Origin of the sequence: Paraburkholderia sp. GAS38 (assembly GCF_050434965.1) — a bacterium.
In the GTDB taxonomy this organism is placed as follows: Bacteria; Pseudomonadota; Gammaproteobacteria; order Burkholderiales; family Burkholderiaceae; genus Paraburkholderia; species Paraburkholderia phenazinium_A.
In genome coordinates this window covers 214,306-228,976 of record NZ_JBNDJO010000007.1, presented here as the reverse complement: position 1 = coordinate 228,976, position 14,671 = coordinate 214,306, and the positions used below count along the sequence as shown (strand labels likewise).

Genomic DNA, 14,671 nt, shown 5'->3' with positions numbered 1-14,671 from the left:
CTCATTGCTTGTGCCTACCCAACGTAGTTCGCAGCCACGCGTTGCCGTGAGCCTGGACCGAACGTGAGAGCGCTAAACAAGGCCAGGACCCATGCGCCCAGGCCGCCATACAGCATCACAAGCCCGAAGCCATGCACCAGTGCGGCATGAGCGATCGCCGCTTGCGGATCCATTGCGGCAAGCGGCGCGCTTCCTTGACTCAGTAACGCCATATCGCCGGCAGCGACCTTTTCGGCGAGCAAACGCACCTGCCCGCGATCCACAGTAGCCGGCAGTACGCGCGTCAGGTAAGACAGCACGCCTTCAAGAAGAATGAAACCCATCATGGCGATATTGATAGCCAACGTAATAAGCCGCGCACTCATGTCGATCCCCGAAGCCATGCCCGCGCGGTCCGGCGAAACAGCGCCTGTCGCCGTATTCGTCACCGGCGTGTTGGTCAAGCCGAGGCCGATGCCGCACAACAGGCAGCCGGGCAACATCGTGAGCCAATCCGCATGCTCCGCGCCGCTGCCGAACTTCATCAGAATGAAGCCGAGGCCAATCGTGAACATGCCAAGCGGAATCACCCGGCGAGCCTCGATCCGGAGCACGAGCCGCTCGGCCAGCGGCGGCACGACCAGCGTGGGCAACGTGTACGCAAGCAACGACAGGCCCGCGCTCACGTTGCCATAGCCAAGCGCACCGTGAAAATAGATCGGCAGATAAATCATGAACGGCCAGAAGCTGAAGTTCATGCCCATCGATCCAAACAGCGCGCCCGAAAAACTGCGGATGCGCAGCACCGAAAAGTCGAACATCGGCCGGGGGCTGCGCTTTTCGATCACCAGGAAGGCGATGAAACTCAGCACCGTCACCGCCAGAATGCTCAGCGCTGCGAGACTGCCGAAGCCGAGATCCGGGCCTTGCGTGATGAAATACACGAGGCCGAAGCACGCCACCGAGAGCGTGACGACGCCGGGAACATCGAGGTGCTGCGCATGCGGATCGCGCGACTCCTGCACGCCGGCGAAGACCAAAGCCAACGCGACGATCGAGACGAGAATATGGATCAGGAAGACCCATTGCCAGTTCGAGACCGCGACAATCACGCCGCCGATGATCGGCCCGAACCCGAGGCCGATACCGAAGATGATGCCCCACGCCGCAAACGCCCTGCTGCGCTCGCGGCCTTCCTGGAACTGGTGCGACAGCACGGCCACCTGGCAGATCAGCATCGCGCCACCGCCGATGCCCTGCAAAAAGCGGCTCGCGATCAGCACCGACGTGCTTTGCGCGAGTCCACAAAGCAACGAGGTGATCGCAAACAGCACGATGCTGGCGACGTACATGCGCTTACGCCCGAAGCGGTCCGCGAGCGCGCCGGTTGCCATCAAAACGGTTGTGCACGCAATCGTGTACGCATTCATGATCCATTGCATGGACTTGAAATCGCCATGCAACACGGTTTGAAGCGTAGGGAGAATCGTCGGCACGCTTGAGATTTCAAGGCCGAACATCAGTGAGGTCAGGCACACCGCAGCAAGTGCGAGCGCGTTTTTTGGAGAACGGGAGAGCGTCATGGATATCGCCGGAAGGTGGATAGAGTCCTGTCGCGCATGCGTACGTCCATAGCGGGTCGCCCTTCACATGCAGAGCCACTCGATTCGCGCGACTTCGAGGTTTAATATATCGGGAACGAGATTCCCGATTGACGAGAGTTTTTCCCGTGAATTATTCCTGTGGGGACCCAATATGACGGACCGGCTCGATGGCGTGTCGACCTTTGTTCAAGTCGTCGACGCGGGCAGTTTCACGCTGGCAGCCGAACGCATGCATCTCACGCGTTCGGCCGTCGGCAAGGTGATTACGCGTCTCGAGGCGCGTCTCGGCGTGCGCCTTTTGCAACGCACGACGCGTAGCCAGACACTGACCGAGGCCGGTCAGGCCTATTACGACCGTTGCGTGCGCGCGCTTGCCGAACTGGAGGCCGCGGAGGCCGATCTAGAAAGCGAGCGCACCGAGCCGCGCGGCCGTCTGCGCGTGAGCGTGCCGGTCGCGTTCGGGCATCAATGCGTCGCGCCGGTGCTGTTCGAACTCGCACGCAAGCACCCACAGTTGCAGATCGACATCTCGTTCACCGACCGCGCGGTGGATCTCATCGAAGAAGGCTTCGACCTCGCGGTGCGCATCGGCGATCTGCACGACAGCACGAGTCTCGTCGCGCGCCGTCTTGGCGTGCAGCATATGAGCATCGGCGCGGCGCCGTCGTATCTGGCGAAATATGGCCTGCCCGTAGACATCGACGATCTCCATGGTCACGCCGGCATCGCCTATTCGCGCGGCGGTGTGCTGGCGCCCTGGCGCGTGCGGGACGGCGAGGGCCAGCCGCAGGAATTGCGCATCGCGCCGCAACTGAGTCTCGACGACGTCCAGGCCATTGCGGGTGCTGGCATTGCCGGCTTCGGGCTGGTGCAGTTGCCGTGCTGGCTGTTGAGCCGCCATGTGCAGACGGGCGAACTTGCGTTCGTGAGGGAACGCTGCGGCGTGCGTGCGCAGGACATTCACGCCGTGTGGCCGAAGACCCGCTATCTGCCGCTCAAGACACGTTGCGCGGTCGATGCGCTCGTTGCGGAGATTCCGGAGATGATTCGCGCTTGAGCCGACGCTTAACGCGGCAACGCCACGCGAATCGCCGCAAGCCACAGTCCCACCGCATGCGCCCCTGGATCGGCAAAGCCCAACGCGCGCTTGCCGACATAGCTGGACCGGCCGAGCCTCGGGCTCATCGATGCCGTCTGCTCCGCACCGGCCACAGCTGCGTCGACGGCGCTCTGCAATGCTGCGTGGGCGTCGACATCCGCGTCCGCAGATTGCGCGAGCGCGGCTTGCAATGCATCGACCGCCGGCAATAGCGCATCCACCATGGTGCGATCGCCCGGATGCGCGCCACCCAGTTCCATCAAGGCCGTAACGCCCGCGCTGAACGCCTGCGCCCAACGCTTCGCAGCAGGTCCGCTCGCTTGATCGAGCACGCTGCCTGCGCGCAGCAACATCACCGCATAGAGCGGCCCCGACGTGCCGCCCACCACACGTCGAACGGTCGCGGACATGGCGCGCAACACGGCACCCGGTGCCGTCTCCGCCGGATAGGTATCGAGTTCATGCAGGATGCCCCGCGCGCCGCGTGCGAGGCTAATGCCGAGATCGCCGTCGCCCACGCGCTGATCCATCTCGGTCAACACCGCTTCCGCTTCGATCAGGCGCGCGCACACCGCTTCGATCACCTGACGCAACGCCGAACCGCGAGCGAGGCGCGCGCCGCTCGTGTCGACGGGTGCGACCGGCGCGTCCTTGACATAGGCCTGCGCCACACGGCCGCTCAATGCCGGCCACGCGGACGTGTGCGCGGCAGCATCGAGCCATGCGAGCCGCCGATCGTCGAGGCGCAATAAAGTCAGCGACACGCCCGCCATTTCGAGCGCGCTCAGAAAGGTGCCTGCCCATGCGCGCTCCACCTTGATGCTGCGCGCGGCGAGAAACTGCAGCGCCGCAGCGGCGACAATGCTCAATTCGCTCTGCGGCGTGCCGCCCAGATTGTTCACCAGCAAGGCAACGCGCGCGTCCGCCGGCAAGGCAAGATCGTCGACGATCCTGGTGAGCAAACGCGCAACGATAGCGTCAGCCGGCTCGAGCGCGCCGCGTTCGATACCGGGCTCACCGTGAATCCCAAGCCCCCACTCAATCTCGTCGTCGGCCAGTTCGAAGCCCGCCTTCCCTGCCGCCGGCACCGTGCACGGCGTAAGCGCAACGCCCATCGTGCCGAGCATGGCGGCCGCCTCTCGTGCGGCCTGTGCCACTTCGTCGAGCGGCCGCCCTTCGGCGGCAGCGGCGCCCGCAATCTTGTGAACCAGCACCGTGCCCGCGAGACCGCGCCGGCCCGCGTGTTCGCCGTTCGCGGAGAGCGCGACATCGTCCGCGACGATCACCATCTCCACGGCAATGCCTTCGGCGCGGGCAATTTCAGCGGCGAGTCCAAAGTTGAAGCGATCGCCGGTGTAGTTTTTGACGATCAGCAGCACGCCGGCAGGACCCGCGACCGCGCGAATCGCGTCGAGCACGGTATCCGTCGAAGGCGACGTGAACACTTCGCCCGACACTGCCGCGCTCAGCATGCCCGGACCTACGTAGCCCGCATGGGCCGGTTCGTGGCCGGCGCCGCCGCCGGAGATCAGCGCGACTTCACCGCGTTTGGCCGCGGCTTCGCCGTCGGCCCGTACGATGATCGTGCCGCCCTGCAGCAACGACAGACCGGGATTGAGCGCGGCGAGTCCGTCCAGCATCTCGGGGACGACCGCGGAAACATCGTTGATGAGCTTCTTCATGTGCGCCAGCTTCCTTGTGAGCCGCGGGCCGTGCATCGCGAGCCGTTGCGGCTGGGGTTGCGAGACTGCTATGGGATGGCTATCGGATGGTTGCAAGCACATCGCCGCAAACCCGACTTTACCGCGCCTCGGCGTGCAGCGTCGCATCGCGTTGCGATGTCTGGAGAAGCAAGAGGGAAATACGTGGAATGGTCGCGCTATTGGCGCGCAAAAAAGAATGAAGCGAACAGCGAAGCGAGACACGACAGTAGACAGAAGCCGAAGCCATTGATGCCTCAATAGGACAGCTTCCGTCTGCGTCGATTGTGCGTTGGTAGGCTCGATTGGATTCGAACCAACGACCCCCACCATGTCAAGGTGGTGCTCTAACCAACTGAGCTACGAGCCTTTAGAGGCGCGAATTATAGAGACTCTCTTTGCACAGCACAAGCCCCGCGCAAGCCGGGCGCCGATCCCATCTTCAACACATCGCCGCCGCTAATGAAGAGCATTGCGTGCGCGCGCCCTTGGGAAAATTGCGCTTATCATCACGGTCAGACCAGCCCCGTCAACAGGACGCACCGTGAACACACCCGAATTCCAGAACGACCTGGCGCAGATTCGCGACATCATGCGTCAGTTCGTCAGCGAGCGCGACTGGGACCAATTCCACACGCCGAAGAATCTGGCGACCGCGCTGAGTGTCGAGGCAAGCGAGCTACTCGAACCGTTTCAATGGCTCGTCTCCGGCAACGCAAGCGAACTCGACGAAGCGAAGCTCACCGCCATTCGACACGAGATGGCCGACGTCCTCGTCTACCTCGTGCGCCTTGCGGATAAGCTGGACGTCGACCTGTTTCAGGCCGTGCAGGAAAAGATGGTGCTCAACCGGGCCAAGTATCCGGCCGACAAGGTGCGCGGCGACTCGCGCAAATACTCGGAGTACAAGGACAAGGATCGCTAGCAGTCAGCGCACCATACTCACCGATACATCTGCGCGGTCGACGACCACTTGAACGTGCGCCGCCACTTGCCCCCCTGCTGTCGGAGCTGGATATCGTGGAAGCCGTCGGTCGCGCCCGGCAGGATCACGAGCGAGTTGCTGGCGTCGTACTCGTCGTGATCGCGCGTGCCGTCCTTGTGCCAGTCGCCGGCGATCAGCTTGTCGAAGGTCATGGGGCGTGCGAACACGACCCGCAATGCTTTGCCGTCGACCCGGAACAGATACAACGCTTCAAAATAGCCTCCGCCGCCGGCATAGCCCTCGCTCCAACCGGCGCGAACGCCGAACGCATACTCGCCGCTTTTGATCTGGTACGGCGCGAGGTCGAATCGCTTCCAGCTGGCCGGCATGGCCAGTTTGGCGTCGTTGGCGTCCTTTGCGTCCAGCGCCTCAGGCAAGTCGAGATCCGTGTCGCTCCAGTCGGTCTGCGTATCGACAGGCGTTTCGGTGCGCGCCACCAGCCTCGGCGCCCCGCCGCCGGTCGCGTCGAAGACCCCGAACCACACCTGCCTGTTTTCCGAATCGCTGCTATCGAAGCTCTCGCATTGGCCGCGAGCGTATTGCTGCGCATCAGCCGCGTCCTCAGGCGTGTCGGCGAGGCAAATCATCGCGACGTACGCGTTTGCGCGTTGCGGCCAGGGCTTGGCGCCTGCAAGAACCACGCGTTTCGGATCCTGGCCGGGCGCCAGTTGCTGCACCAGATACGGTGTGCTGAAACCTGCGGGCAACGCTGTGCCAAAGCCGTCGGGCTGCTTTGCTCCGCTCATGCCGCTGTCGGATAGCTTCCGCGCGTCTTGCGTCTTGATGGCGCCGGGGACGGCGTCGAGCGAGTGGACGGTCGTGTCGGCCATGACCGTCGTGGCGTGAAGGACACTTATCAAAGGGCACAGGACCACGGCGGCGAGGCGGATTTTCATTTGATGCGATGAAAGTTTCGATGGCGGAATTATGGCGAAAATTTTCCGGCGACGGGCGCGTCAAGCAACCGGGACAACGCGCGAGGCCGTCGGGCCAAGGTCGCCCCATGCGCATTAAATATTCCCGCCGGCGAATTTTTATTGAATTTTGCTTCAATATTTTTCGAGGACACTTATCGCTGCACATCCACGTTGATTCCCACCGCGTTGTGCACCGGGCCGGGCCACCCACACTGCAAGCAGGGAACAGATCAATGAAACATCGTGTGCAAGAGCTGACGGGATTGCGTGCCATCGCGGTGACGATGGTCGTCGTGGGTCATGCGCAGCGTTTGTTCGCCGGCGGCTATACCGGCCTGCTCAAGCCGCTGCGGCTGTTTGCCGATGGCCGCCTGGGCGTGCTGGTGTTTTTCGTCCTGAGCGGGTTCCTGATTACCAGCATCCTGCAGGCCGAGTTGAAGAGCACCGGCAGCATCAAACTGCTGCCCTTCTATGTGAAGCGGGCACTGCGGATATGGCCGGCTTTCTATACTTACCTCGCGGCTGTCGTCGTTCTGTCGATGATCGGATGGATCGACCTCGACCGTCGCCAGGTCCTGTTCGCGGCGTTGCATGTGTGGAACTACTCCGCGTTGGCAGGCATGTCCGCCGACAATGCGCTTCATGCCGACGGCGCCTGGTACCTCGGCCACTTCTGGACACTCGCGCTGGAAGAGCAGTTCTATTGGTTGTGGCCGCCACTACTTTTTTATATCTGGCGGCGCAATAGCCAGCGCGTGCTCGTGACGCTGATCTTCGCCGTGCCGTTGATCAGAGTGGCCACCTATTTCGCGGCGCCGCAATTGCGCGGGCAACTGAGCATGATGTTCCATACGGGCATCGACCCGATCCTGATTGGCTGTTTCGTCGCGCTCAACAAGGACCGCCTGGACGCCTGGGTTCGCTCATGGCCTGGCGGCCCGCTTATTCCTACCTTGATGGTGCTCGTGCTGTTCGTTCTCATGCCGGTCGCCGAATCGCGGCTCGGCGGATTCTGGAGCGCGACCTATGGGACGACCTTCGAAGCGGCGCTCGTCGGCCTCGTGATCGTAGTCCTCTACTATCAGCGCGATTTCTGGTGCTCGCGACTCTTCCGGACAGCGCCGTTCGTTTTCGTCGGCACCATTTCGTTCAGCCTGTATCTCTGGCAGCAACTGTTTGCGAATGTGAACCTGCCGATCGCCCATGCGTTCCCGCTCGGCATTCTGGAGGCCCTGGGGATGGCAACCGCCAGCTACTATTTCATCGAAGCCCCGTTCCTGCGCCTCAAGGACCGCGTGGCGAGCCGGCTGCGGCGCCTGCCTGCCAACGACGCGGGTCTGCTGACGCCCGCCTCGGACGGCATCGGGCCAAAGGCGCTGGAATAAGCGCTGAGGTGCGAGGTGCGCGCCGTACGCGCGACCTTTTCCCTACCAACGCGCAGGCACATGAAACTTGCCTTGCCTGCCGGATTTCTCCACCGCGGCGATCAATTCGCGCGCGGCGGCACCCTGGATATCCGCTCGAGCGCCGAACCGGGTCCCTGCTTCACGGCTCGCCTTCCGGCCAGCCAGGCCGCGTACGACAAAGCGACGGAGGTACCCGATTCGCTTCGGCGCACGCCCTCCGCTCGTGCGTCGTTACAGATAGCTGCAGACGTAGTCGAGCGTTTCGATCACGTCGATATCGAAGCGGCTCTTGCCCGGCACCGAGAACGTCTCGCCCGCGCCATACGTCGTCCACTCGTCGCTGCCGTCGAGACGGATACGGCATTGGCCGGCCTGCACTTCCATCAGTTCCGGCGCGTCGGTGCCGAAGTTGAGCGTGCCGGGCAGAATCACGCCGAGCGTCTTGCGCGTGCCGTCGGCAAACAGCACGGTATGCGAGACACACTTGCCGTCGAAGTAGACGTTGGCGCGTTTGATAACGGAAACCTGATCGAATTGCGTTGCGGCCGTCATGGCGGTCTTCCTATGGGTCAACGTGAATGGATGCGTTGGCGCGATCTGTCGGGCCGGCGCCAGCCCGCCATCATACAGGCACAACCGGACACCAACGGCCCGAATCCGGACACACCGTGACCGCCTCGCCGTGCAGCCGCACGCCCTCTTCATCGGGTTGCAGCGAGCCAACAGGGGCAACGTCGAAGGCAATCTTCAGTGCGCTCGCAACGCAAGCCTCTTCGATGGGCAACTCCCACGTCAAAAATATCTGGATGCAGTCCCGATCCGGCGCGAAGTCGGCCGCGTTAAAGCCGCTGCTGCCGCGTTGAATCACGCCATGGGGTTGACCCGTGTCGAACAGGATGACCGTGCCCCGCGTCAATGGAATGCGCTGGCCCGACGAAGGAAAGTGCACATCCAGTCCCTTGTCCTCGCTCAGGAACAGATTGCAGAAGGCGGCGCCGCCATATTGCGCACCGTCGTGGTGATACCTCGCGCCGCGACAGGCCATGAGGGCAACGTCGCTGCCGGCGAGTATCCCGGGCAGTCCAAGCGCGCCGGCCCAATCGGACACCGCTTGCACGCAGCGCGTGTAGTCGGGCCAGCGCGCCCGCGCTCGCGCCAGGGGCATGACCTCGACGTCGCCGGGCTCGAGATCCATGTGCGAGGCGATCTCGCGGTCCCAATCTGCCAGCAGGCGTGCGGAGGGCATCGGCACGTCGACCATGCCCGACAGCACGACGTCGCTCACGCACCGACTGCGGATGGCGTCGTCACTCCAGAAGTATGAGGTCAGCATGTGTTGCGCTTGATGCGGCCGATGCGGTTGAGGGGTGCATCTGCGCCATTGTAATGATTCCAGGGGGGCGCTTCGGCGTAAGCCGCGCGGGGAACCCGCCGCCAGCCATGCTGAAACCACCGGAAGATATAGCACGCGACATGGAGCTAATGTGAAGATAACGCCTCGTTCGGCATGCGCGTGTCGGCCTGCACGAGAAACCGCGCACACAGCAACGAACCGACACCCGCGAGGGCGATGACGCAGCCCATCGGCCAGGGCGTGCCGTCGGTGAAGATCCCCACCAGTGCCGATCCCAGGATGCCGGTTCCATACTGAATCGCCCCGATCAGCGCCGACACTGCGCCCGCGCGCTCCGGGAACAGGCCCAGCGCACCGGCAATCGAATTGGCCACGATGAAACCGGTTGCAGAGATAAACAGAAACAGCGGAATCACCAGACCCGCCAGGCCGCCCCAGTCGGTGCGTGCATCGACGGCAAGCAACATGCCCGCGAGCGCGGCGCCGAGCGTGCCGACACGCATGAGGCGGTCACTGCCGAGTCGTCTCACGAGCCGCGAGTTGAGCAGATTCGTGATCATGATGCCGACAATGCCCGCACCGAACAGCAGCCCATAGAACTGCGGCGAAACGTGATGGTAGGTGATGTACGCGAACGGCGTGCCCGCGATATAGGCATACATGCCGCCGTAGAAAAACCCGCCTGCGCCGGCATAGCCGAGCAGCCGGCGATGCCGCAGCAGTTCGCCGTAGCGGCCTAGCGCGCGCGTGAGCGATTCATGGCTGCGGCGCTGCGGCGGCAAGGTTTCAGGCAGCGCATAGAGCGCTGCCAGCGTCGCCAGACCGACGCCCACCAGCGTCCAGAAGATAGCCTGCCACGACGCCACATGCAGAATCTGTCCGCCGAGACTCGGCCCGACCAGCGGAGCGATCGCCATCACGGTCATCAGCGTGGACATCATCTGGGCCGCACGGTGTCCCACATAGAGATCGCGCACCATGGCGCGGGCCAGCACCACACTGGCGCATGCGCCCACCGCCTGCAGCGCGCGCCAGCCGATCATCATGGCCGCGCTGGTGGACACGGCGCACCCCGCCGAACCGGCGATGAACAGCACGAGTCCGATGGCCACCGGCAAGCGGCGGCCGTAGCGATCGCCGATCGGCCCCCAGAAGAGTTGCCCCACGCTGAAGCCGATCAGATACCCCGAAATCGTCAGTTCGACGGCGCCCATACTGGCATGCAGCGCCGTGCCCATGACCGGCAGCGCGGGCAAATACAAGTCTGTCGAGATGGAGGCGAATGCCATCAACATACTCAGGATTGCCAGGATTTTCAGGCTGTGCCCCTGCGCGCCCCGCTGCATGGATGCATCGGCGCCGAACACGGCCGGCTCGTCTGAAGCGGCGGAATGCGTGTGCGGCAGAGCCGATGGCGGTTCTTTCACTGACATGATTCGAAGTTCCATTTTTCATAAACGCGGCAAGCCGCCGGCGCCAGACTCGCTGGCAACCGGCGGCTTGCTGCGACAGGTCAAGCTAGTCGATCAGCGATCGACGCGCTGCTGCAAATGCGCCGGATAGCGATCGCCGACCACCTTGATCTGCTCAAGGGCGGCCTCGATCGCGGCGAGGTCCCCGGCCGAGAGGTCGACCGCCGCCGCGCTGATGTTTTCCGTCAACCGGTGCAGTTTGGTGGTGCCCGGAATCGGCGCGATCCACGGCTTCTGCGCCAGCAGCCAGGCAAGGGCGATCTGCGCGCGGCTTGCGCCTCTATCCTCGGCGATGCCGCCCAGCACCTCGACGAGCCCCGCATTGGCCTTGCGGTTCTCCTCGGAGAAACGCGGCGCGATGTTGCGGAAATCGGTTTTGTCGAACGTGGTGTTCGCATCGATGGCGCCGGTCAGGAAGCCCTTGCCAAGCGGACTGAAGGGCACGAAGCCGATGCCCAGTTCCGCGAGGGTCGGCAGCACCTTCTCTTCCGGCTCGCGCCACCACAGCGAATACTCGCTTTGCAGCGCCGTCACCGGCTGCACTGCGTGAGCGCGGCGGATGGACTGCACGCCCGCTTCGGACAAACCGAAGTGCTTGACCTTGCCCTCTGCGATCAGATCCTTGACCGTGCCGGCGACGTCCTCCATAGGCACGTCCGGATCCACACGATGCTGGTAGAACAGATCGATGCGGTCGGTCTTCAGGCGCTTGAGCGAGGCCTCGGCCACCGCGCGAATGTTCTCGGGACGACTGTCGAGTCCCTTGAGGACTTCACCGTCCTTGAAACCGAACTTGGTGGCAATCACGACCTGATCCCGAAACGGCGCTACCGCCTCGCCGACCAGTTCCTCGTTGAGAAACGGGCCGTAGGCCTCGGCGGTATCGAAGAACGTGACGCCCTGTTCGAAAGCAGTCCGAATCAGTTTGATGCCTTCCGCCGTTTCGGTGGCCGGGCCATAGCCGAAACTCAAGCCCATGCAGCCGAGGCCGAGTGCCGATACCTCGAGACCGCTGTTACCTAGTTTGCGCGTTTGCATATCCTTTCTCCTTTCGTTAGGCCGCAAGCGGAGCCTTGCGCCGACCGTTCAATGCGATCGATCTTATGCCGTTGCACACGGCTCAACAATCCAGCTAAACTTGCACGGGCTATTGAGAGAATTTCAACTATGCTGCGCGCCGGACTTGCCGAACTGACTGCTTTCGTCGCTATCGCCGACCAGCGAAGCTTTCGCGCGGCCGCCCGCACGCTCGGGGTGTCACCGTCGGCCCTGAGCCACTCCATGCGCGGCCTGGAGGGACGGCTGGGCGTGCGGCTGTTCAACCGCACTACCCGCTCCGTCGCGCTGACCGAGGCCGGCGAACAACTCCTGTTGCGCGTGAGGCCGGCCATGGCGGACCTCGAAGATGCGGTAAATCAGGTTGCGTCCGCGCACGACCGGCCGTCCGGTTTGATTCGCATCAGTGCTTCGGAGGCCTCCGCGCGGCAGATCGTCCGTCATGTTCTTCCGGGCTTTCTTGCCGCCTACCCCGATATCCACGTGGAGTTTGTCGTCGACACGCGGCTCGTGGATATCGTGGCCGACGGTTTCGATGCCGGCATCCGGGTCTTCGAAGACGTGCCGCGCGACATGATCGCGGTCCGCTTCGGCGCCGACATGCGCTTCGCCGCCGTGGCTTCGCCCGATTACCTGGCGCAGCACGCGCCACCTAAAACGCCGGACGATCTGGCGCAGCATCGCTGCATCCGTTTTCGCTTCGAGAGCGGTGCGCTCTACCGGTGGGATCTCGAACGCCGTGGCAAGAGCGCCAGCATCGACGTCGATGGGCCGATGACGCTCGGCAACCTCAATCTGATGATCGAAGCCGCCTTGGCCGGCATCGGCATTGCCTGGATCCCGGAAAATCAGGTCACGGAGGAACTGGCATCGGGCCGGCTGGTGCATCTGCTGCCCGAGTGGAGTCCGTCCTTTGCCGGCCTGTGCCTCTATTACCCGGCAAACCGCCATCCGCCTACCGCGCTGCGCTTGTTCGCCGACGCGGTACGCGAGTGGGCCCGCAGCCGTTAAGCAACCCGTCGCCCTTCGATCGGATACCCCGGATCCGTATAGCCCGGCGTCGACGCGTGGCCCGGTGCGACAAGACTGTCGACGAGCTTCTCGTCTTCCGCTCCGAGTTCCAGCTTCAACGCTTCGCCATAGCTGTCCCACTGCGCTTCGGTACGCGGCCCCGCGATCGCGCTGCTGACCAGCCGGTTTTTCAGCACCCACGCCAGTGCAAAGGCAATCGAAGTCGTCCCGCGCTGTGCGGCGTGAGCGGCGATCGTCTGAGCGATCTTGAGCGACTCAGGCCGCCATTCGGTCTGCTGGATCCGCTTGTCGCCGCGTCCTGCGCGCGAGTCGGCCGGCGGCGGCGCATCCAGCGCGTATTTGCCGCTGAGCACGCCGCGAGCGAGCGGGCTATACGGCACCACGCCGAGACCGTAGTGGGCAGCCGCCGGCAATTGCTCGACCTCCGCCGTGCGGTCGACCACGTTGTAGAGCGGTTCGCTTGCCACCGGCCGGTCGATGCCGAGTTGATCGGCCAGACGCGCGATCTCGGCGATACGCCAGCCGCGGAAATTGGACACCCCGTAGTAGCGGATCTTGCCCTGGCGGATCAAGTCGGCAATCGCCCGCATGCCCTCTTCGAGCGGCGCATCCGTGACGGCGCGGTGAAAGTAGAGGATGTCGAGGTAATCGGTGCCGAGGCGCTTCAGACTCGCGTCGACCGACTGCATGATCCACTTGCGCGATTGCCCCTGCTCGTTAGGGCCCTGCGTGGTCGGATAGCCGAATTTCGTGGCGATCACCCAGCTATCGCGTTGCTGCGCCACCGCGCGTCCGACGATCTCCTCGGAACGCCCTGCGTGATAGACGTCGGCAGTGTCGATGAAATTGACGCCCTGGTCGAACGCCTTGTCGATGATGCGCTTCGCGGTTGCCTCGTCCGTCTCGCCGCCGAACATCATGGCGCCGAGGCACAAGGGGGACACTTTGAGCGCGCTACGGCCCAGATATCGATAATCCACTGTGTATTCTCCGTTCGGGCCAAAGCCCGCAATAGACATTGCGAAAACATTGGCGGGTTGCAGCCGGTTCGACTGCCTATACCGCGCAATTTAATGGCTGCAGCCGGACGTGACTAGGCGGTAGAATTGGCATGCACATATGAATTGGATTCATGAATGGCACGCGAAAATTTTAACGACCTGCTGGCGTTCCTCGCGGTAGCGCGCGAACGCAGCTTTACGCGGGCGGCGGCGCAGCTCGGCGTGTCGCAGTCGGCGCTCAGCCACACGATCCGCGGACTCGAATCGCGCCTGGGGCTACGCCTGCTGACACGCACCACACGCAGCGTCTCCCCCACTCCGGCCGGCGAACGTCTGCTCGCAACCGTGGGACCGCGCTTCGAAGAAATCGACGAAGAGCTCGCCGCGTTGAGCGAGTTGCGCGACAAGCCAGCCGGCACGATCCGCATCACCACCGACGAAAACGCCGCGCGCAACGTCCTGCGCCCCAAGCTCGCGCAACTGCTGCGCGAGTATCCGGACCTCAAGGTCGAGCTGATGGTCGACTATGGCCTGACCGATATCGTCGCGCAGCGCTTCGACGTCGGCGTCCGGCTTGGCGACCGGGTGGCGAAAGACATGATCGCGGTCCGCATTGCGCCGGACATGCGCATGACGGTGGTCGGCGCGCCTTCGTACTTTGCGAAGCGAACGCGGCCGAAAACGCCGCAAGACCTGACCGACCACAACTGCATCAATCTGCGGCTGCCAACGTATGGCGGCCTCTATGCCTGGGAGTTCGAAAAGTCGGGCCACGAGCTCAAGGTGCGTGTCGAAGGCCAGTTGGTGTTCAACGCAAGCACTCAGATGCTCGATGCCGCTGTAGATGGTTGCGGCCTCGCGTATGTGCCGGAGGAGATGGCGCGACCGTATCTCGCCGACGGCAGCCTCAAGGCGGTACTCAAGGACTGGTGCCCGGCGTTCCCTGGCTATCACCTGTATTACCCGAGCCGACGTCAATCGTCGCGGGCTCTCGGTGTGCTGATCGATGCGCTGCGCTATCGGGCGTAGTGGTGCGTGCCGTCAGGTCAATTAACCATCCTTAACA

13 protein-coding genes and 1 tRNA gene are annotated in these 14,671 nt (G+C 63.5%); 5 read left to right on the top strand and 9 right to left on the bottom strand.

What is annotated here, in order from left to right; all coding sequences use genetic code 11:
* Positions 1-14 precede the first annotated feature (14 nt).
* Entirely contained in the window at positions 15-1,562 is a 1,548-nt protein-coding gene (locus P3T42_RS18735) for an MFS transporter (RefSeq protein WP_429306876.1), read from the bottom strand.
* Between the two features lie 172 nt (positions 1,563-1,734).
* On the opposite strand from P3T42_RS18735, the gene P3T42_RS18730 reads away from it, so the two are divergent.
* Entirely contained in the window at positions 1,735-2,640 is a 906-nt protein-coding gene (locus tag P3T42_RS18730; RefSeq protein ID WP_074296197.1) for a LysR family transcriptional regulator, read from the top strand.
* Between the two features lie 8 nt (positions 2,641-2,648).
* On the opposite strand, the gene dhaL is transcribed toward P3T42_RS18730, so the two are convergent.
* Together dhaL and P3T42_RS18720 are read right to left on the bottom strand one after the other, a co-directional pair.
* Complete coding sequence (gene dhaL, locus P3T42_RS18725; protein WP_429306875.1) at positions 2,649-4,364, bottom strand: dihydroxyacetone kinase subunit DhaL; 1,716 nt, start codon at positions 4,362-4,364, stop codon at positions 2,649-2,651.
* A 311-nt stretch (positions 4,365-4,675) separates the two neighbouring features.
* Positions 4,676-4,752, bottom strand: a tRNA-Val gene (locus tag P3T42_RS18720).
* A 222-nt stretch (positions 4,753-4,974) separates the two neighbouring features.
* On the opposite strand from P3T42_RS18720, the gene P3T42_RS18715 reads away from it, so the two are divergent.
* Positions 4,975-5,307 (top strand): nucleotide pyrophosphohydrolase, encoded by a 333-nt coding sequence (locus P3T42_RS18715; RefSeq protein WP_429306976.1) that lies wholly within the window; start codon positions 4,975-4,977, stop codon positions 5,305-5,307.
* 17 nt (positions 5,308-5,324) lie between these two features.
* Here the strand turns inward: P3T42_RS18715 and P3T42_RS18710 are convergent, their stop codons facing one another.
* On the bottom strand, positions 5,325-6,197 hold the full coding sequence (locus P3T42_RS18710; RefSeq protein WP_429306874.1) for a hypothetical protein: 873 nt from the start codon (positions 6,195-6,197) through the stop codon (positions 5,325-5,327).
* Positions 6,198-6,517: 320 nt separating this feature from the next.
* On the opposite strand from P3T42_RS18710, the gene P3T42_RS18705 reads away from it, so the two are divergent.
* Complete coding sequence (locus P3T42_RS18705; protein WP_074296200.1) at positions 6,518-7,669, top strand: acyltransferase family protein; 1,152 nt, start codon at positions 6,518-6,520, stop codon at positions 7,667-7,669.
* Positions 7,670-7,921: 252 nt separating this feature from the next.
* Here the strand turns inward: P3T42_RS18705 and P3T42_RS18700 are convergent, their stop codons facing one another.
* The 4 genes from P3T42_RS18700 to P3T42_RS18685 form a co-directional block, all read right to left on the bottom strand.
* A complete protein-coding gene (locus P3T42_RS18700; protein WP_074296201.1) occupies positions 7,922-8,242 on the bottom strand; it encodes a pyrimidine/purine nucleoside phosphorylase in 321 nt (106 codons plus the stop codon).
* A gap of 70 nt (positions 8,243-8,312) precedes the next feature.
* On the bottom strand, positions 8,313-9,023 hold the full coding sequence (locus tag P3T42_RS18695; protein WP_429306873.1) for a hypothetical protein: 711 nt from the start codon (positions 9,021-9,023) through the stop codon (positions 8,313-8,315).
* A 146-nt stretch (positions 9,024-9,169) separates the two neighbouring features.
* Entirely contained in the window at positions 9,170-10,390 is a 1,221-nt protein-coding gene (locus P3T42_RS18690; protein ID WP_429306975.1) for a multidrug effflux MFS transporter, read from the bottom strand.
* 180 nt (positions 10,391-10,570) lie between these two features.
* Positions 10,571-11,554, bottom strand: a complete 984-nt coding sequence (locus P3T42_RS18685) for an aldo/keto reductase (RefSeq protein ID WP_429306872.1) — start codon at positions 11,552-11,554, stop codon at positions 10,571-10,573.
* Positions 11,555-11,683: 129 nt separating this feature from the next.
* Here P3T42_RS18685 and P3T42_RS18680 point away from each other — a divergent pair, with 129 nt between their 5' ends.
* Complete coding sequence (locus P3T42_RS18680; protein ID WP_074296204.1) at positions 11,684-12,583, top strand: LysR family transcriptional regulator; 900 nt, start codon at positions 11,684-11,686, stop codon at positions 12,581-12,583.
* On the opposite strand, the gene P3T42_RS18675 is transcribed toward P3T42_RS18680, so the two are convergent.
* Positions 12,580-13,584 carry an aldo/keto reductase gene (locus tag P3T42_RS18675; protein ID WP_429306871.1) on the bottom strand — a complete coding sequence of 335 codons (1,005 nt, stop codon included), beginning with the start codon at positions 13,582-13,584 and terminating at the stop codon, positions 12,580-12,582. The genes P3T42_RS18680 and P3T42_RS18675 overlap by 4 nt on opposite strands.
* 156 nt (positions 13,585-13,740) lie before the next feature.
* Here P3T42_RS18675 and P3T42_RS18670 point away from each other — a divergent pair, with 156 nt between their 5' ends.
* Positions 13,741-14,634 carry a LysR family transcriptional regulator gene (locus tag P3T42_RS18670; RefSeq protein ID WP_074296206.1) on the top strand — a complete coding sequence of 298 codons (894 nt, stop codon included), beginning with the start codon at positions 13,741-13,743 and terminating at the stop codon, positions 14,632-14,634.
* The last annotated feature ends 37 nt before the right edge of the window (positions 14,635-14,671 follow it).

Coding starts and splice junctions, on each gene's coding strand:
- P3T42_RS18735 (WP_429306876.1), bottom strand. CDS start 1,562: ATGACGCTCTCCCGTTCTCCAAAAAACGCGCTCGCACTTGCTGCGGTG.
- P3T42_RS18730 (WP_074296197.1), top strand. CDS start 1,735: ATGACGGACCGGCTCGATGGCGTGTCGACCTTTGTTCAAGTCGTCGAC.
- dhaL (WP_429306875.1), bottom strand. CDS start 4,364: ATGAAGAAGCTCATCAACGATGTTTCCGCGGTCGTCCCCGAGATGCTG.
- P3T42_RS18715 (WP_429306976.1), top strand. CDS start 4,975: ATGCGTCAGTTCGTCAGCGAGCGCGACTGGGACCAATTCCACACGCCG.
- P3T42_RS18710 (WP_429306874.1), bottom strand. CDS start 6,197: ATGGCCGACACGACCGTCCACTCGCTCGACGCCGTCCCCGGCGCCATC.
- P3T42_RS18705 (WP_074296200.1), top strand. CDS start 6,518: ATGAAACATCGTGTGCAAGAGCTGACGGGATTGCGTGCCATCGCGGTG.
- P3T42_RS18700 (WP_074296201.1), bottom strand. CDS start 8,242: ATGACGGCCGCAACGCAATTCGATCAGGTTTCCGTTATCAAACGCGCC.
- P3T42_RS18695 (WP_429306873.1), bottom strand. CDS start 9,023: ATGCTGACCTCATACTTCTGGAGTGACGACGCCATCCGCAGTCGGTGC.
- P3T42_RS18690 (WP_429306975.1), bottom strand. CDS start 10,390: ATGCAGCGGGGCGCGCAGGGGCACAGCCTGAAAATCCTGGCAATCCTG.
- P3T42_RS18685 (WP_429306872.1), bottom strand. CDS start 11,554: ATGCAAACGCGCAAACTAGGTAACAGCGGTCTCGAGGTATCGGCACTC.
- P3T42_RS18680 (WP_074296204.1), top strand. CDS start 11,684: ATGCTGCGCGCCGGACTTGCCGAACTGACTGCTTTCGTCGCTATCGCC.
- P3T42_RS18670 (WP_074296206.1), top strand. CDS start 13,741: ATGGCACGCGAAAATTTTAACGACCTGCTGGCGTTCCTCGCGGTAGCG.